19 protein-coding genes are annotated in these 20,821 nt (G+C 62.0%); 12 read left to right on the plus strand and 7 right to left on the minus strand.

Annotated elements, in window-relative coordinates:
• Positions 1 to 8 precede the first annotated feature (8 nt).
• From QMN23_RS13620 to rpsA, 3 genes are all read right to left on the minus strand, one after another.
• Positions 9 to 1,079: a mannose-1-phosphate guanylyltransferase gene (locus QMN23_RS13620; RefSeq protein WP_281999873.1), complete on the minus strand. Its 1,071-nt coding sequence runs from the start codon at positions 1,077 to 1,079 to the stop codon at positions 9 to 11.
• Positions 1,080 to 1,140: 61 nt separating this feature from the next.
• Entirely contained in the window at positions 1,141 to 1,632 is a 492-nt protein-coding gene (gene greB, locus QMN23_RS13625) for a transcription elongation factor GreB (protein WP_281999874.1), read from the minus strand.
• A 9-nt stretch (positions 1,633 to 1,641) separates the two neighbouring features.
• Positions 1,642 to 2,940: a 30S ribosomal protein S1 gene (rpsA, locus tag QMN23_RS13630; RefSeq protein ID WP_281999875.1), complete on the minus strand. Its 1,299-nt coding sequence runs from the start codon at positions 2,938 to 2,940 to the stop codon at positions 1,642 to 1,644.
• Positions 2,941 to 3,153: 213 nt separating this feature from the next.
• Between rpsA and QMN23_RS13635 the strand changes: the two genes are divergently transcribed.
• On the plus strand, positions 3,154 to 4,689 hold the full coding sequence (locus QMN23_RS13635; RefSeq protein WP_281999876.1) for a R3H domain-containing nucleic acid-binding protein: 1,536 nt from the start codon (positions 3,154 to 3,156) through the stop codon (positions 4,687 to 4,689).
• On the opposite strand, the gene ald is transcribed toward QMN23_RS13635, so the two are convergent.
• Positions 4,668 to 5,780 (minus strand): alanine dehydrogenase, encoded by a 1,113-nt coding sequence (ald, locus tag QMN23_RS13640; protein ID WP_281999877.1) that lies wholly within the window; start codon positions 5,778 to 5,780, stop codon positions 4,668 to 4,670. The genes QMN23_RS13635 and ald overlap by 22 nt on opposite strands.
• A gap of 206 nt (positions 5,781 to 5,986) precedes the next feature.
• On the opposite strand from ald, the gene QMN23_RS13645 reads away from it, so the two are divergent.
• The 7 genes from QMN23_RS13645 (at position 5,987) to QMN23_RS13675 (ending at position 15,057) form a co-directional block, all read left to right on the plus strand.
• A complete protein-coding gene (locus tag QMN23_RS13645) occupies positions 5,987 to 6,298 on the plus strand; it encodes an RNA recognition motif domain-containing protein (protein WP_281999878.1) in 312 nt (103 codons plus the stop codon).
• Between the two features lie 2 nt (positions 6,299 to 6,300).
• A complete protein-coding gene (locus QMN23_RS13650) occupies positions 6,301 to 6,939 on the plus strand; it encodes a LysE/ArgO family amino acid transporter (protein ID WP_281999879.1) in 639 nt (212 codons plus the stop codon).
• A 418-nt stretch (positions 6,940 to 7,357) separates the two neighbouring features.
• Positions 7,358 to 11,224 carry a choice-of-anchor D domain-containing protein gene (locus tag QMN23_RS13655; protein ID WP_281999880.1) on the plus strand — a complete coding sequence of 1,289 codons (3,867 nt, stop codon included), beginning with the start codon at positions 7,358 to 7,360 and terminating at the stop codon, positions 11,222 to 11,224.
• Positions 11,225 to 11,314: 90 nt separating this feature from the next.
• A complete protein-coding gene (locus QMN23_RS13660; protein WP_281999881.1) occupies positions 11,315 to 12,001 on the plus strand; it encodes an FKBP-type peptidyl-prolyl cis-trans isomerase in 687 nt (228 codons plus the stop codon).
• Positions 12,002 to 12,086: 85 nt separating this feature from the next.
• Positions 12,087 to 12,554, plus strand: a complete 468-nt coding sequence (locus tag QMN23_RS13665; protein ID WP_281999882.1) for a hypothetical protein — start codon at positions 12,087 to 12,089, stop codon at positions 12,552 to 12,554.
• Positions 12,555 to 12,742: 188 nt separating this feature from the next.
• Positions 12,743 to 13,312 carry an SCO family protein gene (locus QMN23_RS13670; RefSeq protein ID WP_281999883.1) on the plus strand — a complete coding sequence of 190 codons (570 nt, stop codon included), beginning with the start codon at positions 12,743 to 12,745 and terminating at the stop codon, positions 13,310 to 13,312.
• Complete coding sequence (locus QMN23_RS13675) at positions 13,309 to 15,057, plus strand: ABC transporter substrate-binding protein (protein ID WP_281999884.1); 1,749 nt, start codon at positions 13,309 to 13,311, stop codon at positions 15,055 to 15,057. Before QMN23_RS13670 ends, QMN23_RS13675 begins: the two co-directional genes overlap by 4 nt.
• An 89-nt stretch (positions 15,058 to 15,146) precedes the next feature.
• Here QMN23_RS13675 and QMN23_RS13680 read toward each other — a convergent pair whose 3' ends face one another.
• Positions 15,147 to 15,620 carry a response regulator gene (locus tag QMN23_RS13680; protein ID WP_281999885.1) on the minus strand — a complete coding sequence of 158 codons (474 nt, stop codon included), beginning with the start codon at positions 15,618 to 15,620 and terminating at the stop codon, positions 15,147 to 15,149.
• 338 nt (positions 15,621 to 15,958) lie between these two features.
• Between QMN23_RS13680 and QMN23_RS13685 the strand changes: the two genes are divergently transcribed.
• The 3 genes from QMN23_RS13685 (at position 15,959) to QMN23_RS13695 (ending at position 19,083) form a co-directional block, all read left to right on the plus strand.
• Positions 15,959 to 16,408 carry an HTH domain-containing protein gene (locus tag QMN23_RS13685; protein WP_281999886.1) on the plus strand — a complete coding sequence of 150 codons (450 nt, stop codon included), beginning with the start codon at positions 15,959 to 15,961 and terminating at the stop codon, positions 16,406 to 16,408.
• A 300-nt stretch (positions 16,409 to 16,708) separates the two neighbouring features.
• Positions 16,709 to 18,061, plus strand: coding sequence for a multiheme c-type cytochrome (locus tag QMN23_RS13690; RefSeq protein WP_281999887.1), 1,353 nt, complete (start codon positions 16,709 to 16,711; stop codon positions 18,059 to 18,061).
• A 425-nt stretch (positions 18,062 to 18,486) separates the two neighbouring features.
• Positions 18,487 to 19,083 (plus strand): hypothetical protein, encoded by a 597-nt coding sequence (locus tag QMN23_RS13695; protein WP_281999888.1) that lies wholly within the window; start codon positions 18,487 to 18,489, stop codon positions 19,081 to 19,083.
• Between the two features lie 7 nt (positions 19,084 to 19,090).
• Here the strand turns inward: QMN23_RS13695 and QMN23_RS13700 are convergent, their stop codons facing one another.
• Positions 19,091 to 19,324, minus strand: coding sequence for a hypothetical protein (locus tag QMN23_RS13700; protein ID WP_281999889.1), 234 nt, complete (start codon positions 19,322 to 19,324; stop codon positions 19,091 to 19,093).
• A gap of 542 nt (positions 19,325 to 19,866) precedes the next feature.
• On the opposite strand from QMN23_RS13700, the gene QMN23_RS13705 reads away from it, so the two are divergent.
• A complete protein-coding gene (locus QMN23_RS13705) occupies positions 19,867 to 20,247 on the plus strand; it encodes a hypothetical protein (RefSeq protein ID WP_281999890.1) in 381 nt (126 codons plus the stop codon).
• 79 nt (positions 20,248 to 20,326) lie between these two features.
• Here the strand turns inward: QMN23_RS13705 and QMN23_RS13710 are convergent, their stop codons facing one another.
• Positions 20,327 to 20,797 carry a nucleoside 2-deoxyribosyltransferase gene (locus QMN23_RS13710; protein WP_281999891.1) on the minus strand — a complete coding sequence of 157 codons (471 nt, stop codon included), beginning with the start codon at positions 20,795 to 20,797 and terminating at the stop codon, positions 20,327 to 20,329.
• Positions 20,798 to 20,821: the final 24 nt, after the last annotated feature.

The following is a 20,821-nucleotide window of genomic DNA, read 5'->3' on the forward strand; positions in this document are numbered from 1 at the left end:
AAGGAGAACTAGAGTAACCGTCCCAGCTTGCGCCGTTCCAGTTCCTCTGTCACCTGCTTCACCTCCTGGGCCCGCTCCCGGGCACAGACGAGCAAGGCATCGGGGGTATCCACCACCACCAGATCGGTAACGCCGACCAGGGCGGTGAGCTTGTCGCCGCGCACCACGCAGCCGTGGCTGTCGATCACCACCGTTTCGGTATCGATGACCACGTTGCCGGTGCCGTCCGGATCGAGCACGTCGGGAATGGCGCCCCAGCTGCCGACGTCGCTCCAGCCGAAAGCGGCCGGGAGCATCATCACGTTGGCCGCCCGCTCCATGACCCCGTAATCGATCGACTGGCCGTCGACCATGGTATAGACCGCTTCGATCTGGGGGATGAGATCGGCCGGCTCCCAGATATCCGGAGAAAAGGTCAGCCCGGCAAAGGCGCGGGCCAGCGCCGGCATCAGGGCGGCAATCTGGTCGAGGATCACATCGGCCCGCCAGAGGAACATGCCGCTGTTCCAGAAGAAGGTGCCGGCGGCGAGGAATTCCAACGCCCGCTGCCGATCGGGCTTCTCGATGAAGCGTTTCACCGGATACGGCCCGCTGCCGCGCAGCTCGGTCTCCGCTTCGAGATAGCCGTAGCCGGTCTCGGGGCGGTCCGGGGCGATGCCGAGGGTGACCAGGTAGCCGTTGCGGGCCACCTCCGCCCCCCGCAGCAGGGTGGCGGCGAATTCGTCCTCGTCGCGAATGTAATGGTCGGCCGGGAGCACCGCCATCACCCCTTCCGGCTCGTAGCGGGCGATGATGGTGGCGGCGAGGCAGATTGCCGGCGCGGTGTTGCGCCCCAACGGCTCTTCGACCACCTCGATCCGCACCCCGCGGAGGTAGTCGAGCTGGCGGCGGGTCTCGGCGGCCTGGAGGGTATTGGTAACGACCAGGATCCGCTTCGGCTTGAGCGGCAGCACCCGCTCGACGGTCCGCTGCAGCATCGATTTGCCGCCGAAGACCGACATCAGCTGTTTGGGGGTTTTCTTGCGGGACAACGGCCAGAACCGGGTGCCCGAGCCGCCGGCCAGGATCACGATATACATGGGGCGCCCTCCTCTCTGAATAGCTGCAATCTTCGGTACCGCGGGGGAAAGCGCGAAAGAATCAGCCGAGCGGCTGGTAGCTGATCTCGATCACCGTAAAGAGCGCCTCGCCGGCCGGCCGGCGGACCGGGAACTCGTCTCCTTCGCAGCGGCCGAGCAACGCTTTCCCCATCGGCGAATCGATGCTGATGAACCCCCGGACGGCATCGCTTTCGTCGGGGCCGACCACCCGGTAGACCACTTCGTCCCCCTCCTCGTTTTCGAGCCTGACCCAGGCGCCGAAAAAGACCTTGTCGGTCCGCGGAGGCGCGGTATCGACCACCGTCAGGAGATCGAGCCGCTGGGTGAGGAAGCGGATGCGGCGGTCAATCTCCCGCAGCCGCTTCTTGCCGTAAATATACTCGGCATTTTCCGAGCGGTCCCCTTCGGCGGCGGCGTCGGAGACCCCCTGGGTCACCCGCGGCCGCTCCTCCTTCCAGAGCCAGGTCAGCTCGTCGCGGAGCTTCTTCGCCCCTTCCGGGGTGATGTAGTTCGCCTGTTGCGTCTTGCTCACCGGCCGCCTCTACTTTTTCGACCGGTCGTGCTTCGGTTTCAGCAGGTCGGCAAAGGAGCCGAGGGACGCCGCCGCGCTGTCGGCGCTCTGGCGCCGGAAGGTGGAAAGCGTCTGCTCCTCCTCGTCCTGCGCCCGGCTGACTGCGGCCAGGGAAAGCGACAACCGGCGGTTCTCCCGGTCGACGCCGTCGACCTTGACCTCTACCGTTTCCCCTTCCTGCACCACCTCGCGCGGATGATTGATCCTTTTCCCCTGGCCGAGCTTGGAGATGTGGATCAGGCCGTCGATGCCGGCCGCCAGGGTGACGAAGGCGCCGAACGGGGCGAGCCGCGCCACGGTGCCGGTCTGGAACGACCCTTCGGGGAACTTCTCGACCACGCTCTCCCACGGATCGGCCAGGGTGTCGCGGAGGCTGAAGGAAAACTTGCCGGCATCCCAGTCGAGCTTCTTGATCAGCACCGTCACCTGCTGCCCGACGCTGAGCACGTCGCGGATATCCTTCACCCGGGTCCAGCCCACTTCCGAGATCGGGATCAGCCCCTCGATGCCGCCGATGTCGACGAAGGCGCCGAAATCCTTCAACTGGGTAACGGTGCCGGCGACGGTCATCCCCTCCTGGAGTGACTCGCGAAGGGCGTCGCGCTGCCGGCGCTGTTCCTCTTCGAGGATCTGCCGGTGGGAGACGATGATGTTGCGCCCCCGCTCGGCGTACTCGGTGATCCGGAAGGGGAGATGCCGGCCGACGAAGGCGGCGGCATCCTCGACCCGGCGGAGGGAGATCTGCGAATAGGGGCAAAAGGCCCGGACGGTGCCGGCGATCTTCACCTCGAAGCCCCCCTTGATCTCCTTCTCGACGTACCCCTCGACCGGAATCCCGGCCCGGTAGGCATCCTCCAGCTGGGCATGGCCGGCGGCGCCGGCCCCCATTTTCACCGTGAAGCGGAGCTCGTTGCGGACGCTGCCGACGAACCAGACCGGCAGGGTATCCCCCTCGGCCACCGTCACGTTCCCTTCGGCATCGGCCAGTTCCTTGCGGTCCAGGACCCCTTCCCCCTTGCTGCCGATGTCGAGGAAGACCCACTCGGCGCCGACTTTCAGGATGCGGGCCTCCACCCGGTCGCCCGGCTTCAGCCGCGCCGTCTTCTTGCAGCTCTTTTCGAACAGCTCGGCAAAGCTTTCTTCTTCGGGGGAGCTGCTGGTTTCTTTCTCGTCGATGACCATATGTTCCTCGTTTTTGTGAAATGATGGCCGCTGGGCCTCTGCTTGCAGCGGCACGATGAAAGTAGTCGAAAGGCGCCGTTTAGTCAAGCCAATGCCGCCTGGGCGGAAAAGAACCGTTTCCGGATGAAACCCAGATATCCGGGCAGACAACCGCACCTCGACCGGCCGCCGGGAAAATGCGCCCAATGGGCCAGAATCGGCCGCCGGCCCGGGTCAAGTGCGCTATACTGGCAACAGCAATACGAATCCAGCCGGGGGCGCGTCAACGACACCGGCAACCACGCCGACGAGAGAACGACCATGAAAAGCAACCGGACGAAGATCACCCGCGACGAAGAAGATACCCTGCTGCTGGTGGCGACCCTGCCACCGGCGTTGCGGGCGGCGCTGCGCAATCTCCCCCTCGACGAACTGCTCGAGGTAGTGATGGACCTCGGGCGGCTCCCCGAGGCCCGCTTTCCCGACCGGGTGGTGCCGCTGGCCGACCGGCCGGTCGGCCACGACGACCTGGCCCATGTCACCGCCCTGACCGGCGCCTTCGGCGACGACAACCGCGCCGGCATCGAACGGACCCTGCACCGGATCTCCGCTATCCGCAACCGCAAGGGGCAGATCGTCGGCCTCACCCTCCGGGTGGGACGGGCGGTGGTGGGAGGGATCGACCTCTTGCGGGATTTGGTCGAAACCGGCCAGAGCCTCCTGATCCTCGGCCGGCCGGGGGTCGGCAAGACCACCAAGTTGCGGGAGATGGCCCGGGTGCTGGCCGACGACTTCCACAAGCGGGTGATCGTCATCGACACCTCGAACGAGATCGCCGGTGACGGCGACATCCCCCACCCGGGGATCGGCAGCGCCCGGCGGATGCAGGTACCGCGACCCGACCGCCAGCACGCGACGATGATCGAGGCGGTGGAAAATCACATGCCGGAGGTGATCATCATCGACGAAATCGGCACCGAGGCCGAAGCGGCCGCCGCCCGGACCATCGCCGAGCGGGGGGTGCAACTGATCGGCACCGCCCATGGCACCACCCTGGAGAGCCTGCTGAAAAATCCGACCCTTTCGGACCTGGTGGGCGGGGTGCAGGTGGTGACCCTCGGCGACGAGGAGGCCCGCCGGCGGCGGACCGCCAAAACGATCAGCGAGCGGCGCGCCCCGCCGACCTTCGAGATCGTGGTGGAGATGGTCGACCGGGACGAGGTGATCATCCACCGGGAGACCGGCGCCGCCGTTGACGCCATCCTGCGCGGGTACGCTCCCCGTGGCGAGGTACGGGAGCAGGCCGCCGACGGCCAGGTGCACATCCGGGACGAGGAGCCGGCCCTGACCGCCGCGCCGCCGCCAACCACCGAACTGACCCAGCGCCAGGGACCGGTCCGCATTTACCCTTACGCCTTGTCCCGGGATATTCTGGAGCGGGTGATCCGCAGCCTCGGCCTGAGCGCCCGAACCGTCGGCGTCCCCGAGCAGGCCGACCTGCTGATTGCCCTCCGCGCCCGGGCCGACGACCTGCGACTGAAGCGGCTGACCGAAGGGGGCGGCGTCCCGCTCCACTTCATCAAACGGAATACCGCCAACGAGATGCGCCGGCTCCTGGAGCGGCTCTTCCACGTCATCGAGGGGGTGGAGGGGGATGAGGTAGCCGAGCTGGTGCGGGAGACGGAAGCGGCCATCCACCAAGCGCTGGCGGAAAGCGCCGAAATCCCGCTTGCCCCCCGCCGGCCGGCGCTGCGCAAACTCCAGCACCGGATCATCGCCGGCCACGGTCTGGTGGCCCAGAGCCGCGGCCGGGAGCCGGAACGGCACCTGGTGATCTATCCGCCGGAAGAAGAGTGAAACGACCGATACGGTTCCCCCAGCGCCTCGGCGAGAGCGCGATGGGCGATGGCGCCGCGATAGGTATTGAGAGCTCCGGCCAGTGCAGGATCGGCGGCCAGCGCCCCGTCGATCCCCCGCGCGGCGAGTTCCCGGACGAATGGCAGCGTCGCGTTGGTGAGCGCCAGGGTCGAAGTCCGGGGAAAAGCGCCGGGCATGTTGGCAACCGCATAGTGGATAATGCCGTCGACCATGTAGACCGGATCGTCGTGAGTGGTCGGCCGGCTCGTCTCGGCGCAGCCCCCCTGGTCGATCGCCACGTCGACGATCACCCCCCCCGGCTTCATCGACCCGAGCAGTTCCCGCTCGATCAGCAGCGGCGTCCGGCCGCCGGGGACCAGGATCGCCCCGACCACCAGATCGGCGTTCCGCAGTTCCTGGACCAGCACCTCCCGATTCAGCACCCTGGTCTGCAGCCGTCCCCGGTAGAGTCCGTCCAGCCGCTGCAGACGGTCGACGCCCCGATTCAGCACCACCGTCTCCATGCCGAGACCGACGCAGGTCCGGGCGGCACCGGCACCGACGGTCCCGGCGCCGAGAATCAGCGCCCGCCCCGCCGGCACCCCCGGCACTCCCGTCGGGAGAACGCCGGTGCCGCCGGCAAAGCGCTGCAGATGAAAGGCACCGACCAGCGGCGCCATCCGTCCCGCCACCTCGCTCATCGGGACGAGCAGCGGCAGTGCCCCGTCCTTCGCGACGGTTTCATAACCGATGGCGGTCACCTGGTGGCGGAGCAACTGCTCGGTCAGCGGCCGGTTGGGCGCCAGGTGCAGATAGGTAAAAAGCGCCTGTCCCGCCCGGAGCAGTTCGTATTCGCCGGCCAGCGGCTCTTTCACCTTGACCAGGAGCTCCGCCGCAGCAAACAGTTCCGCCCGGCCGCTGATCGCCGCGCCCGCCTGACGGTATTCGGCATCGGTAAAGCCGCTTCCTTCGCCGGCACCGGCCTCGATCAGCACCCGGTGCCCCTCTTGCACCAGTTCTGCCGCGCCGGCCGGCGTCATTCCCACCCGATACTCGTGACGCTTGATTTCCTTGGCTACGCCGATGATCATGGCACTCCCTCCACCGCCCGGGATATCTCCCCGCTTCTCGGAAGATAAGTATAGCCGATTCCGGCCGGCTTGTTGGCTCCGGCGCCAATTCGGCGGGAATAACCGGAATTATCCGCTTGTCAGGGCGCGAGGATTACCCTAGAGTACGGGTGGCACGCCCCCAAATTCACCGGCAGCCGCAGGGCTCGCCCCAAGGAATAGCAATTATGGCCAACGAACTCTATGTGGGAAATATTTCCGACAAAGCGACGGAAGAGGACCTGCGCCGGCTCTTCTCCGTGGCGGGGACCGTGACCTCGGTCCATTTGATCACCGACCCGGAAACCGGCCAATTCAAGCGGTGCGGCTACGTCAGAATGAGGTCCGCCGACGAGTTGCGGGAGGCGATCGCCACTCTGGACGGCGCCCTGCTGATCAACAAGGTCATCACCGTTTCCATCGCCCGGCCGCAGAAACAGCAGTCGGCCGGCAAGCGGGGCCGCGAAGGCGGATCACGTCCGGCCAAGGGACGACGCTGACCATGGCGGGCAGTTCGGCTCTCGCCCCGCTGTTGAGCGGTTTCAGCCTCGGGGCGAGCCTGATTGTCGCCATCGGCAGCCAGAACGCCTTCGTCCTGCGCCAGGGACTCAAACGGGAGCATGTGTTCGTCGTCAGCACCGTCTGCTTTCTCTGCGATGCCCTGCTGATCGCCCTCGGCGCCGGCGGTTTCGGCGCGCTGGTCGCTTCATCGCCGACGCTCCTGACGGCGGCGCTCTGGGGCGGCGCCGCCTTCCTCCTGTTTTACGGCCTCCGCTCCTTTCAGGCGGCCTGGCGCCCCGGCACCCTCGAAGCGTCACGCGATGACGCCCCTCTCGCCGGGTTCCTGCGGGTCGTCCTCACCACCCTGGCCCTGACCCTGCTCAACCCTCACGTCTACCTCGACACCGTCCTGCTGCTCGGCAGCCTGGCCGGCCAATACCCCGCCATGGCACGCGTCCGCTTCGCCATCGGCGCCATGCTCGCCTCCTTTGTCTGGTTCTACGGCATCGGCTACGGTGCCCGGATTCTGGCGCCGTTGTTCCGTCGTCCTGCCGCCTGGCGCGCCCTCGATCTGCTGGTCGGCTGCACCATGTGGTTCATTGCCGGCAATCTGGTCTGGGGCAGGATCGGTACCCCCTGATCTCCCCGCAGCGTCACGAGACATCCCCTTCGACAACTCTCGCCTTGAACACCCGGACCGCGGACACAATTAGTTACATTAAGCACTGCTATTATTTTGTTTTAATGTAATTGACACGTTTTCCCACTATGGTAATCTTCTCAAAAACATTTTAGCAACAAAGACACAACAATAAAAATCAAACACTTGTCACCACACTCACCGACGAAGTTGAGGGATGGTCGCCTGACGCCCCCGTCGGAGGAGCCAGCAACGCGAGCTTCGTCCATCGTCCGGCTCAATTGGCGAGATAGTTTTTAATCGCCACGACGAATGGAGGGAGATTTGCGCAGTAAATTTGCCAGCCAATTTTTTCTTGTTATAGTTTAGGCCATTGTAAACGTGCGTATCAAACCACAGCGTAGGAAAAGGGGAATCTATGGAGCGACGACATCTCACAACCATTATGTACCTGGCAATGGTAATAGCCGCCCTTCCATGGGGAAACCTGGCCTTTGCCGGTGCCGGGGTCGGGAGCAGCACCAACTCTGCAGGAACACCGATCCAGATCCCAACCTACTATGCCAACAGCCCGGCCGGCACCTGGACCGACTGGACCGGAGCAATTCACAATTCCGGCATGGCGCTCCGCAAGTTTGTCGACGGCCTGCCCGGCGTTCCCGGGCTGACCTCGTATAACGCCGGCACCGGCTACACCAACGGCGCCAACGACCTCGGCCAGTACATGCCGCTGGGCGTCCCGGACAAGAATGCCTATCCCGGTAGCGATTACTACGAAATCGCCATCGTCGAATACGCTGAGAAAATGCACAGCGATCTCCCCAACCCGACCGCCCTGCGCGCGTACGTGCAGCTGGAAACGCCGGCGAACGCCGGAGTCAGTAAACATGTCGCCCTGAACTACCCGGACGGCTCACCGATTCTGGATGCGAACGGCGTCCAGGTTTACGGAATCGACAATCCCCACTACCTCGGGCCGATCATCAACGCCACCCGGGGAACGCCGGTGCGGATCAAGTACACCAACTATCTCCCCACCGGTCATTTCAATGCGACAACCGGCCAGCGCAACGGCGATCTGTTCATCCCGGTGGACAAGACCCTGATGAGTTCCGGGGCCGGGCCGCTCGACGCCAACGGCAACCCGTGCGACAACACGGTTACGCCGAACAACTGTGCCGTCTACACCGAAAACCGCGAGGTTATCCATCTCCATGGCGGCGACACCCCCTGGATCAGCGACGGTACGCCGAGCCAGTGGACGGTACCGCGAGGAGAGGTTACGCCGTTCAAGGTCGGCCCGTCTTATGAGAACGTTCCGGACATGCCGATCCCCGGCGAAGGTTCGGGCACGTTGTACTACAACAACGGGGAAAGCGCCCGTCTGATGTTCTATCACGACCACGTCCTCGGGATCACCCGGCTCAACGTCTATGCCGGTCTGGCGGCCGGCTACCTGCTCAACGACCAGCCGGGCGTCGGAGAAAACGCCCTGGTGTCTGCCGGTGCCCTCCCGTCCGACCAGATTCCGCTGGTTATTCAGGAAAAGACCTTCGTTCCCCAGGACATTGCCCAGCAGGATGCCAAGTGGGATACAACCCACTGGGGCAAGTACGGCGATCTCTGGTTCCCCCACGTTTACGAGACGAACCAGGATCCGAATTCCTTCGACGGGACCAACCCCGTCGGCCGGTGGGACTGGGGTCCCTGGTTCTGGCCGATCTTCCCGGCTCCGGATCCGTTGCCGACCGGCGTGTACGGTGACGCCAGCACCACTCCGGAAGCGTTTGGCGATACGCCGGTAATCAACGGCACCCTCTACCCGACCGTCACGGTTGACCCCAAGGCCTATCGTTTCCGGCTCCTCAACGCCAGCAACGACCGTTTCATCAACCTCGGCCTCTATATCGCCGCCGACAAGACGACGGTCAACCCCGCCGATCCGATCAATTCACCGGCGATAGCGCTTTGCGACGGCAGCAATCCGAGTATTCCGGTCACCAACTGTACCGAAGTCAAGATGGTTAACTTCTCTCCCGGCGCCATCTTCCCGGCCGGGCCCAATTTCCCGGGCGGGACCTTCCCGAGTACCGGCGGGCTGCAGGGGACCGGTTGGGGAACACCCGACGCCCGGGTCGGCGGGGTACCCGATCCGAGCACAATGGGTCCGGATATCATCCAGATCGGCAGCGAAGGGGGCATTCTGCCGCAGCCGGCGATCATCCCCTCGACCCCGGTCAATTACGAATACAACAAGCGAAGCGTCACCGTGCTGAATGTTCTGGAACACGGGCTCTACGTGGGACCGGCAGAGCGGGCCGATTTCGTCGTCGATTTCTCGGCCTTTGCCGGCAAGACGCTCATCCTCTATAACGACTCTCCGGCACCGGTCCCGGCTGGCGACCCCCGCCTCGACTACTACACCGGCAACCCCGACCAGACCGCTGTCGGCGGCGCCGCCTCGACATTGCCGGGCTACGGCCCCAACACCCGGACCATGATGCAGATCGTCGTGCGCAACACCGCCCCGGCCGCCGCTTTCGACGCCTCGCCGACCGGACCGCTGGCAACCAACCTCCCGGCGGCCTACGCCGCGACCCAGCCCAAACCGGTCGTGGCCGAGTCGGCGTATAACAGCGCCTTCCTGACCAATTACGGCGACACTTACGCGAAAATCTACACCGGCTCGATCAATCAGCACACCTTCGACTTTACCGCCGGCGACACACTGACCTACTATCCGGAAGGGTCGACGACCCCGGTAACGGTTACCGAAGGCCAGCTGGCCCAGATTCCGGTCCTCAACAAAGCGATCCAGGAACTGTTCGACTCCCACGGGAGAATGAACGCCACCCTCGGGGTCGAGCTGCCGTTCACCGGCTCTAACATCCAGACGACCATTCCGCTCGGCTATGCTGATCCGACCACCGAGACGATCAAGGACGGCGAGACCCAGATCTGGAAGATCACCCATAACGGCGTCGACACCCATCCGGTCCATTTCCACCTCGTCAACGTCCAGGTCATCAACCGGGTCGGCTGGGACGGCACGGTGAAGCCGCCCTACGCCAACGAAGTCGGCTGGAAAGAGACCGTCAAGATGAATCCGCTGGAAGACATCATTGTTGCGGTACGGGCCAATGCGCCGTCGCTCCCCTTCGGCTTGCCGGTCAGCATCCGGCCGGAATCGCCGTCGATCCCGTTGGGGAGCTCGATGGGCTTCACCCAGATCGATCCGCTCACCGGCAACCCGCCCGCCACCCCGATCACCAACGTCGTGGCGAACTTCGGCTGGGAATACGTCTGGCACTGCCACATCCTCGGCCATGAGGAAAACGACTTCATGCGGCCGTTCGTCTTCCAGTTCCCGGCAGTCGTTTCCAGCGCCCCGACCAACCTGACCTCGACGGGCGTCAGTTCTACCCAGAACGATCTCTCGTGGACCGACCCGACACCGATCGACTACCTGAACAGCGCCACCTTCGGCAGCAAGGCCAACGAAATCGGTTTCCGGATCGAGCGGGCCTCGACCAATTCGGGGTTTGCCCCCATCGGCTACGCCTTGGCCAACCATACGACCTACAGCGATACCACCGCGGTAGCCGGCACCCAGTACTGGTACCGGATCATCGCCTACAACGCCGCCGGCGATTCGGCACCGTCCAATGTCGCCCCGGCCGCCTCGCTGATCACGGTGACTCCGCTCTCGACCGCCTTCGGCAGCATTGCCGTCAACTACACGTCACCGTCCGTTGGATACACGATCAGCAACCCGGGTGCTCTCCCGCTCAACGTCAGCGCGATTACACTGGGCGGGACCGACAGTGCCCTGTTCGCTCTGCAGAACGGCTCCTGCGGCACCACGCCGTTCACCCTTGCCCCCGGCACCAGCTGCAACATCGCGGCGACCTTCACCCCGACCAGCGCCGGCAGCAAGTCGGCAAACATCCAGGTGACATCCGACGCCCTGGTTGCGGCATCAGCCATCAACCTGACCGGTACCGGCGTTAACGGCTCAACCCTCCCGGTCCGGATCAACCTGGCACCGCCGGTCTACTATTCGACCCTGGCAGCCGCCTTTACCGCCGCCAAGTCGGGAAATACCATCCAGGCATGGGGGGTCCAGTTCATCGAACCAACGGTAACGCTCAATACGACCGGCACCATAACCTTCGGCGGCGGCTATGACCCGCTCTTCGGAACCAGCACCGGGATGACCGCTCTGAAGGGAGCCCTGTCCGTTACCAAGGGGACGCTGGTCGTCGGCAATCTGACCATCATGTAAGCCGCAGACCGGAAAATTTCGGCAGGCACAGAGGGCCAGTGCCAACGCACTGGCCCTCGCATATTCCGCCCAACCAACCAAGGAGATGCAATGGGACTGAAATGGATATCCGTCGTAGGAATCGCGCTGCTGGCCGTCCCGGTATGCGCCCAGGAAACACCTTCTCTTAAGACCGAACAGGAAATCATCAGTTACGGCATCGGTTACGACGTGGCGAAAAACCTCAAGAAACAAGGGGTTGACGTTAATCTCGACCTGCTGGTGAAAGGGCTGAAAGACGGCTATGCCGGCCAGAATCCCCCGCTCGCGGAAAAAGAACTGCGGCAGGTCATGCGAAAATTTCAGGCGGATGTGCGGCGCGATATCGTCCTGAAGCGCCGGGCCGAGGGAGAGCAGAACAGAAAGCAAGGGGCGGGTTTTCTGGCAGCAAACAAAACCAAGGAGGGGGTCGTAACCCTGCCGAGCGGGCTGCAGTACAAGATTCTCAAAGAAGGACACGGCAAGAAGCCGGCCGATTCGGATACCGTCCAATGTTACTATCGCGGCACGCTGATCGACGGCACCGAATTCGACGCGACCGAGGCGGGGAAACCGGCGGACCTGAAAATCTCGCTGCTCATCCCCGGCTGGAAACAGGCCCTGAAAATGATGCCGGTCGGTTCACACTGGCAGATCTTTGTTCCTTCCCAGCTCGCCTACGGCGACCGGGGCGCGGGCAACGAAATCGGCCCGAACGCAACGTTGATTTTCGACGTCGAGCTACTCGCCATCAAATGAGCCGGTGACGACCGGGCGCTCGCGGAACGCTCCGGGAAACGGCGCCGGCCGCGGTGAGCCATTCCGGTGGCACGATGGAGGTATCATGAAAACGCTGATTACGATGCTGGTCATTGCCCATGCTGCGGTTGCCCTGGCAGCCGAACCAAAAATAACCGAGACGGACCAGGGGATCACCGTTGAATACACCGGCACCCCGAGCGATGGGAGCAGCAGCGCTCCGGCCACCGACCAGGGAACGGCAAACAAGACCTCAACGATGGACAGCGGCACCGCTGCCCGGGTGAAATCGCTGTCGGGGCAGATCCAACAGCTGCAGGCGGAAATCGCCACCCTGTCGAAGACGACGGGGAGCGAATCGGCCGACGAACTGGCAGCACGGCAACAGCAGATCGACGAGAAAAAACTCCTCATCCAGCAGTATGCCGATGAAGTCCGCCAACTCACCGGCGTCTCTCCGGACCTGAAGACGCTCTACAACCCGCCGAATACGCCGCGATCGCTGTTGCGGCGCCGGGTAAAGGAAATGCAGAATATGCCCCAACCACAATAGCGCGTTTGTCGACCGCTTCGACGCGTCCCGCAGCCTCTTGGGTGGCATTGCTCGGAACCATTTCCCTACCAGTCAGGCCATCAATACTTGCATGATTCCGAATTATTGATTCAATGAATTATCACTTTCTACCAAGGAGCGACGAACGAATGCGATCAGCCAATCAAACTGGAGCCGCAGAAAAACCGATGCGGGCGAGAATCTTACCGATTCTGGCGCTCGCGGCAACGCTCGCCGTGAACGGAATTGCGGGAGCTGCGGATAACAAGCCCCGACGCAGCATTGAAACCTATACCATTCCCAACGTCGTGCTGGTCAACCAGCACGGGGCGAAAGTGAAACTCAAATCGGTCATCGACTCGGGCAAGCCGGTGATCCTCGATTTCATCTACGGCACCTGCACTACCATCTGCCCGGTCCTGTCCGCCGGTTTTGCCAGTTTCCAGCGCAAGCTCGGTGCCGATACCCAGAAGGTCCAGTTGATCTCCATTTCCATCGACCCGGAGCACGATACGCCCAAAGTCATGAAAGAGTATCTTGGCAAATTCCGGGCAAAACCGGGCTGGGATTTTCTTACCGGCAGCCGGCAGGATATCGATGCGGTGATGAGGGCATTCGACAGTTACGTGCCGGACAAGATGTACCATCAGCAGCTGACCTTCATCCATGCCCCCGGCTCCTCTCAGTGGGTCAGGATCAACGGCCTGATGGGCTCATCGGAACTGATGGCCGAGTTCCAGAAAGCGGGGAAACCATGATAAGCCGCCGCCCCGTGCTCCGGAAGATGGCGCTCCTGACAGCTCTGCTGGTGTTCCTGGCCGCCCCGTTGGTCCGGGCGGCAGAACAGGCGCCGGCAACGCCGCTCTCCCGCGAAGAAACGCTACGTCTGGGAGAGCGGATTTATCGCGAGGGGATTCTGCCTTCGGGAGAGCCGCTGACGGCATTCGTTGAAAAGGACATCCCGGTGGAAGGGACCATGTTCTCCTGCGTCAGCTGCCACCTGCGGAGCGGTCTCGGCTCGTTCGAGGGGGGTGTCCTGACCCCGCCGACCAACGGAGCGAGTCTCTACATCCCCTATGACAGTCGCCCGGCAATCCGCGAGCCCGGCATGGGCGAAATGGGCGAAACCGGCAAGATTCGCCAGTTGTCCATCTACCTGCTCGGCAAATACGGCAATTTTCCCCAGCGACCGGCCTATACCGACGCGACGCTGGCTGCAGCCCTGCGCGGCGGCGTCGACCCGGCGGGACGGGAATTCATCCAGGTCATGCCCCGCTACTACCTGAACGACCGGGATATGGGAATCCTTATTACCTACCTGAAATCCCTCTCCGCGGAACCGGCGCCGGGGGTGACGGAGACGAATATCCACTTCGCCACGGTGATCACCGAAGAGGTCAGCCAGCAAGAACGCACCGAGATGCTGACCCCCCTCGAAAGCTATCTGCGCAGCCGGAGCAACCCGGCGTTGCGGCCGAGCAACATGCGGCGGCGCGGCATGCTGAAGAACGTGGTCGATCCGGCCTTCCGACACATGTCGCTGGCCCACTGGGAGCTGAAGGGCCCGCCGGAAACCTGGCGCAGCCAACTGGAGGAATATTATCGCAAGGAGCCGGTCTTTGCCCTGCTCGGCGGCATCTCGACCAAAAGCTGGCAACCGATCCACAATTTCTGCGAAGACCACCGACTCCCCTGCCTGTTCCCGATCACCGACCTGCCGGTCATTTCCTCCAGCAGCTGGTACACGCTCTATTTTTCCAAGGGGGTCTACCAGGAGGGAGAAGCGGCCGCCCGCTACCTCGGCAGACAGGGTGACGCGGCACTGCAAAAAAATGTCGTCCAGGTTTACCGGGATACGCAGGAAGGTCGCGCTTTTGCCGAGGGCTTCAGGACTGCCTGGGCAGAATTCGGCGGCGTGCCGCCGGTCGAGCGGGCGCTGCCGGCCGGGACGCCGGTCACCAAGGAGCTCCTGCAACAGCTTACCGGCCGTGACAAGCCGACCGCGCTGGTCCTCTGGCTGGGTGCCGAAGCGCTTTCGCCGCTGGACGCGCTCGTCACCGACGGCGGCCCCCGCCCGGAGCAGGTTTATGTGTCGGCGACCCTCCTCAAGGAAGGATTATTGACAATGCCGGAGCAACTCCGGGATCTCACCTACATAACCTACCCCAAATGGCTGCCACAACCGGTGCCGTCGATGCCTCCCCGTTGGGGGGAAAGCTGGGGGGTCAAGCAAACCCCGGCCATCGTCGGCCGGCAGATCACCTATAAGATGATCTCACTCGGAACGGTGCTGAGTGAGGTGCTGACCGACATGCGGACCAATTTTTATCGGGATTACCTGCTCGACATCGTCGACGGGATCGACCTGGCGGTCGATTCTCCCTACGAACGGCTCAGTTTCGGGCCCGGCCAGCGCTATGCATCGAAGGGGTGCTATATCGTCCAGTTGGGGCACGGAACCGGAGCGAAAGTCGAGCAGAAGAGCGATTGGGTCATCCATTGAGCGGGGGAGAACGCCGAAAAGGTTCACGTTCTTCGGTCGAAAGGTAACCGGCGGCCTGCTTTCCGAGACAGGGGAGCAGGTCGCTCGGCTCAACAGACGGCGGAGGGACAGCGGTTGACAACCACCCAGTAGCTGCTGATCGAGCACAGCACCGAATCGTACAGCCGGGAATCGACCGGTTTGCTGACATAACCGTTGGCACCGAAGCGGTAGCTATCGAGCACGTCCTGGTCTTCAGTCGAAGAAGAGAACATCACCACCGGCACCCCGCTGAGTCGGCCGTCGGCGCGGATGGCGCGCAGCACTCCCAAGCCGTCCACCCGGGGTAGCTGGATGTCCAACAACATCAGCTGCGGAAGTGGAGTACCGTTTTCCAGACACTCCCGATGCAGGTAATCGAGGGCTTCGGCACCATCCTTCACCCAAACGATCCGCTTGGCGATACCGGCTTTTTTCAGTGCCCGCTTGGCCAGCAGCGCTTCATCTTCGCAATCTTCAACGAGCAGGATATTCTTGCCGTTTGTCCCACAATCGTTGCACTTCAGCATGTTGCAACACTTCAAAAGCACCTCCCTGTTTAACGGCATCCAGACAATGCCGGCGGCTTGCACCACTCCGGCACTCCCTTCCCGCAAAGGACCATTTTCACCTGAGTGAATAAGGGACCGTCTCCGGGCAAACTCCTTGCCCAACCGCGCGGGTCGTATACTACATCATGCTGACGACAGATTCCGTCGTCTTTAGTACATTTTTGCACCTTTGGTGTTATAATTGATTCATGAATGCGATACCCCTCTCTACACCCCGGAAATCGCTTGTCGCAAATTCTTCGCCCGGCGAAAGACAGTGATGATCCCACCCATCCTGCTACCACCGGCCGATCATGCCAAGGAGGGACGCAATGAACAAGCTCGACGTAGCGCTTAATCTCTTGCAACTCCTCAATGAAAGAGAACGACTCAATTCGCGGCTCATCGCCGCCGAACTGAATGTCAGCCTGCGAACCGCCCAGCGGTACCTGTTGGAGCTGTCCCGTTTGCCGTGCGTCATCTTCGACGAGAACGACCACAGTTACCGGCTCAACGCCGACTATCGGCTGAAAAGCGCCATCACGACCAACGGCAACAGCCACCACGAAGCGAATCAGCAACCGTTGCAGCAGACATTCAACGGCCGCCAGCCGCTGAATTATTATTATTGTGCCGTCTGCGGCCACAAACGGAAAGATTTCCTGGCAATCCCGTCACTGCTGGCCAGAGCCGGCAATCACAAGAACCCTCAACAGGCGATCAGCCAGCTCGCCAAAATCATCCGCGATCGGCTGTCAGCAAAGAAGTGCAGCTTTCCGTAACCTGCCGCCACCACAACGATGCCGGGGAATTTTACCACGGCATATCAGCTGAACAGGCACGTTCGTGGCGCCGACTCCTCTCCGGCACGGGAGGAGGCCCCCAATCAATGGCAGTCGTCGCCTGGCCGGCATCCACGCGGACATCCCCACCAAACATCAGGATACGGTAAATCCCTGCCATTCCCGCCATACCTGGTAAACTTTGTCCATCAATGGCCGATGCCGGAGCGGTGGGGGCCAGGCGCAACGTTGCCATTATCCGGTGCTTGCTTATTATCACGGGCCGTGAAAGGAGGAGCTATGTCAAACGGGAACATTGTTGCCACGCTACTGCTGGTCGCCGCCGGTACACTGGCCTTTGCTCCGGCGGGAGGAGCCGCCGGGACGAAGAAAGCGCCCCTCAAGCTGTCGCAGGAAGGGAAAGCCTGTCTCGGCTGCCACGAATCCCAGTCCCCCTCCTTCGTCAAGGACTGGCGTGAAAGCCGGCACGCGGCCAAAGGGGTCGACTGCTACAGCTGTCACCGGGCCGAACCAACCGACGTCGACGCCATGAAGCACTACGGCTACACCATCGCCGTGCTGGTCACCCCGAAAGACTGCGGCACATGCCATCCCCGGGAAGTCAAGGAGATGACCGGCAGCCATCATGCGAAGGCCGGCGACATCCTCAATTCTCTCGACAACTATCTGGGCGAGGTGGTAGGCGGCCCCGAGGCGGCAACGGTCGGCTGCGTCCAGTGCCATGGCGCCAAGGTCAAGGTTCTGGCTAACGGCAAGCTCGACACTGAGAGCTGGCCAAACACCGGCATCGGCCGGATCAATCCGGACGGCTCAAAAGGCTCTTGCTCCGCCTGCCACACCCGGCACAGCTTTTCCGTAGCTCAGGCCCGCCAACCGGAAGCCTGCGGCAAATGCCACCTCGGACCCGATCATCCCCAGATGGAAATATACAACGAATCGAAGCACGGCATCCTCTATGTGGCCAAGAAAGAGCAGCTGAACCTGGATCGGCGTTCCTGGGTCGTCGGCAAGGACTATACCGCGGCCCCCACCTGTGCCACCTGTCACATGGGTGCCACCGCCGACCAGCCAGTAACCCACGATGTCGGCACCCGGCTCAGCTGGACTCTGCGCCCTCCCATCTCCAAAAAGCTGGCAAACGCCGACCAGAATCGGGCGGCAATGAAAGACGTCTGCAGCAGCTGCCATTCCGCCCCCTTTGTCGACGGGCACTACAAGCAGTTCGACGAACTGGTTGAGCTTTACGACAGCAAATTTGCCACCCCCGCCGCCGGCATCATGAAAGAACTGGCGCAGCGGGGGCTGATCAAACCGGTGGAATTTGACAAGAAGCTCGACTGGACGTACTTCGAACTCTGGCACCACGAAGGACGCCGTGCCCGGCACGGCGCGGCAATGTCCGGCCCAGACTACGCATGGTGGCACGGCATCTACGATGTCTCGAAGAATTTCTATACTGAATTCCTGCCGGAGGTTAAGGAACTGGCCGGCCCGGCCGTCTATGACGAACTGGTGCAAAAATATCTCGCGCCGGACCTCCGCCACGAATGGTATACCAAGGGGATGAGCAAGGAGCAGCTCGACCGGATCAAAAAATATTACCAGGAACGCTACGGAGAAAAAGTTCAATAACCGCACAGGAGAACCGGCGAGGGGTTCGCTCCCGCTTGCACAGTTAAGTTGTCACCCGCCGGGGGGGCCGCACTGCGGGGCTCTCCCGGTAATTTTACGGGCTCGGCATCCTACCCGGCACCGGCCGGCTCAGATCCCCGATCGCCACTTGACCGGCTAGCCGGCCTACATTAAGTACCGGCACCAGGAGCTGTTGCAGGTTGCCGCCCGTATCGTCTGGAGCAACACCCGCGGGAAGAATCTCGCCTGCGGTCTCGAATATCGGCACCGGAACAGCGACAGATCGTCACCATCCGCAGTTGAGAATCGCCGACGGCTGAAGTGCTGCCGGCTTTTCGCCGCCCGGCCGGCGGTTGCTGGCAAATAATGGCGACAGCGGGAAATTTTTCCTGTATAAGATGGCGCAACCTGTTCAAGGAGACGCCATGGACCACCGGATCAATGACCTGCTCGGCAGGATCAAGGAACTCGAAGAGGAGCTGGAAAGCGAATTCACCCGGAAGCGTGACGAATTTCACTTTATCGTTGAAGAAAAGCGGATTCGTTTCGCCAAAGAGATCGTTGCCCAGCAGCGACGGCTGAAAACCGGCCTTTTCCGCTACCTGATCGAGGCACGGCCACTCAACATCCTTACGGCGCCGGTCATTTACGGTGGGCTCGTCCCCTTCCTCATTCTCGATCTGTTCGTTACCCTGTATCAGACGATCTGCTTCCCGATCTACGCCATCCCCAAGGTCCGCCGCCGCGACTACCTGGTCTTCGACCGGGAAGACCTCCCCTACCTCAACGTCATTGAAAAGTTCAACTGCTTTTACTGCTCTTACGCCAACGGCCTGGCCGCCTACCTCCGGGAAGTGGCAGCACGGACCGAGCAGTACTGGTGCCCGATCAAGCATGCGCGGCGAATCATCACCCCTCACCCCCGCTACGGCCGGTTTTTCGAATTCGGCGACGCCGAGAGCTTCAGCAAAGGTCTGGATCGGTTACGCAAGGAACTCGAAGAGGAGGAGCAGCGGCGCTGAAGGGTCTTCATTCCTCGGTCCACTCACCGCTCTGCTCACGATAACAGAGCATATGGCTTCGCCAATCGCTCCCCTTGACCCGGAAACAGCGCCGCCGCTCGCCACCGGCGGCGCTCTCTTCAACCCAGCGATCAAGGACTTTCAACACATCGACCCAGTTCCCTTCTTTGATGAACGCCCGGGGGGTTTCCTCCTCCCGGTAGCCGGAATAGGCAAACACCTTGATTTTCTCAGCCGCCATCGCTTCCTCCATCATCTTGCCTCAGCAGCACCCCACAACATATTAATAGTTATTAACACAGTGTAACCGAAATCCGGCGAAAAGCATCCCTCGAAATAGTAAACCGCCAGTGACCTGATGAACCATACCAAAGGGAACACATCGCTACTTAGCAATATATAATAAAATAAATATAATTTAGCATCATCTCCCCCCAAAAGGCCTTAACACCCACCGCTTTACCGCCAATTGACGACAATTAACGTGCTTTAGCCACCACAACACGACCGCAATCACGACAGGCACAATCGGTATATTTTGTTGATGTTATTGCGTTTTTGTTCCTAAAGCATTCGTTCGGCAGCCATAACGACACTTTTTGCACCGCCAAATAGCAAACCCAAAAAATAGTTGCCATCGGCGTGGCAGCTGATTTATATTCAAATAGTACGATATTTCAATACCTTCATAACACCCGCCCGGATCGCGTGGCAGGATAACCAGCTGGCAACTGACTTGCTCTTCTCCAGCCAACAGGCATCAGCATCGTAAAGGAGGAGCAGATGAATACTCTCAACACAACGATGATTCTTCTGACCGTCACGGTCGCCGCACTAATGATCCCCCGGATGATGCTTGATTGGCTCAGATACCGGGAATTGCTCAACGAACGCGACGAAGAAGGGTTGAGAGGGCTGATGGCCGGTCAGCGGCGGTGGCTGGTGCGGCACGGCAGCTGCGCCGCAGCGGCAACCATCCTCGTGGTCGGCGTGAGATACCTGCCCGAGCTGGCACGGTACGATATGCTGGCAAACGGGCTGATTGCCTACGCCATGCTCTCGCTGCTTTTCACCCTGGTGGAATCGATGCTGGCCCAGCGTATCGAGGCTACTCTCCAGGCAAAGGTCGGCACGGAAGAAGCCGCATCCGACTTCGGCCAATAAACCATCCTTTTCGAGACAAAAAAGCCCGTCGCCTTCCGGCGCGGGCTTTTTCTTTGTCTTTTCCCGCCATGGTCCCCACTCAGGGGAGAACGATCTCACCAATACTCCGGAAAAGCCGACCGCCGCTTCGCTCGATGAAGTGGAGCACCTGCAGGTTGATGGGCACGCCAGCGAAATCACCGCTGTCACGGAGATCGGTCCGCAGACCGTAACAGCTCTTGCCGAGTGCCGCGCCGAAGCCGACTTCGCTGGCGGTTCCCGAATCGAGTTCGGCGCCGTCAAGGATGGCGAACACCAACGTCGCCGCCCGAATCCCCTCTTCATTGACTCGACCGATGCCGGCGGCAAGCCTGCGAAATGCTGCAACCTGTCCGGCGACATCGGTCAGCGCCCGCGCCCGGGCAATCTCACCATCGAACTGGTTCTGTTGCCACGGATCGAAAATCGAATAGCCGAAGCCGGCCAGACAATTTTTCACCCGGCCGAGATAGTCGCGGTTTTCGGGGCTGAAGCCGAGTGGCGAGGCGAGATAGATCGAGTTACCGGACATCGGACCTCCTTGAAGACAATGGGC

It is taken from the genome of Geotalea uraniireducens, from assembly GCF_027943965.1.
GTDB classification, from domain to species: domain Bacteria; phylum Desulfobacterota; class Desulfuromonadia; order Geobacterales; family Geobacteraceae; genus Geobacter; species Geobacter uraniireducens.

Excerpts from the sequence above, each read along its gene's own strand:
- ald (WP_281999877.1), bottom strand. The coding sequence starts at position 5,780 with ATGATCATCGGCGTAGCCAAGGAAATCAAGCGTCACGAGTATCGGGTG.
- QMN23_RS13660 (WP_281999881.1), top strand. The coding sequence starts at position 11,315 with ATGGGACTGAAATGGATATCCGTCGTAGGAATCGCGCTGCTGGCCGTC.
- QMN23_RS13675 (WP_281999884.1), top strand. The coding sequence starts at position 13,309 with ATGATAAGCCGCCGCCCCGTGCTCCGGAAGATGGCGCTCCTGACAGCT.
- QMN23_RS13650 (WP_281999879.1), top strand. The coding sequence starts at position 6,301 with ATGGCGGGCAGTTCGGCTCTCGCCCCGCTGTTGAGCGGTTTCAGCCTC.
- QMN23_RS13620 (WP_281999873.1), bottom strand. The coding sequence starts at position 1,079 with ATGTATATCGTGATCCTGGCCGGCGGCTCGGGCACCCGGTTCTGGCCG.
- QMN23_RS13705 (WP_281999890.1), top strand. The coding sequence starts at position 19,867 with ATGAATACTCTCAACACAACGATGATTCTTCTGACCGTCACGGTCGCC.
- QMN23_RS13670 (WP_281999883.1), top strand. The coding sequence starts at position 12,743 with ATGCGGGCGAGAATCTTACCGATTCTGGCGCTCGCGGCAACGCTCGCC.
- QMN23_RS13695 (WP_281999888.1), top strand. The coding sequence starts at position 18,487 with ATGGACCACCGGATCAATGACCTGCTCGGCAGGATCAAGGAACTCGAA.
- QMN23_RS13635 (WP_281999876.1), top strand. The coding sequence starts at position 3,154 with ATGAAAAGCAACCGGACGAAGATCACCCGCGACGAAGAAGATACCCTG.
- QMN23_RS13710 (WP_281999891.1), bottom strand. The coding sequence starts at position 20,797 with ATGTCCGGTAACTCGATCTATCTCGCCTCGCCACTCGGCTTCAGCCCC.
- QMN23_RS13655 (WP_281999880.1), top strand. The coding sequence starts at position 7,358 with ATGGAGCGACGACATCTCACAACCATTATGTACCTGGCAATGGTAATA.
- QMN23_RS13665 (WP_281999882.1), top strand. The coding sequence starts at position 12,087 with ATGAAAACGCTGATTACGATGCTGGTCATTGCCCATGCTGCGGTTGCC.
- QMN23_RS13700 (WP_281999889.1), bottom strand. The coding sequence starts at position 19,324 with ATGGCGGCTGAGAAAATCAAGGTGTTTGCCTATTCCGGCTACCGGGAG.
- QMN23_RS13690 (WP_281999887.1), top strand. The coding sequence starts at position 16,709 with ATGTCAAACGGGAACATTGTTGCCACGCTACTGCTGGTCGCCGCCGGT.
- QMN23_RS13645 (WP_281999878.1), top strand. The coding sequence starts at position 5,987 with ATGGCCAACGAACTCTATGTGGGAAATATTTCCGACAAAGCGACGGAA.
- QMN23_RS13685 (WP_281999886.1), top strand. The coding sequence starts at position 15,959 with ATGAACAAGCTCGACGTAGCGCTTAATCTCTTGCAACTCCTCAATGAA.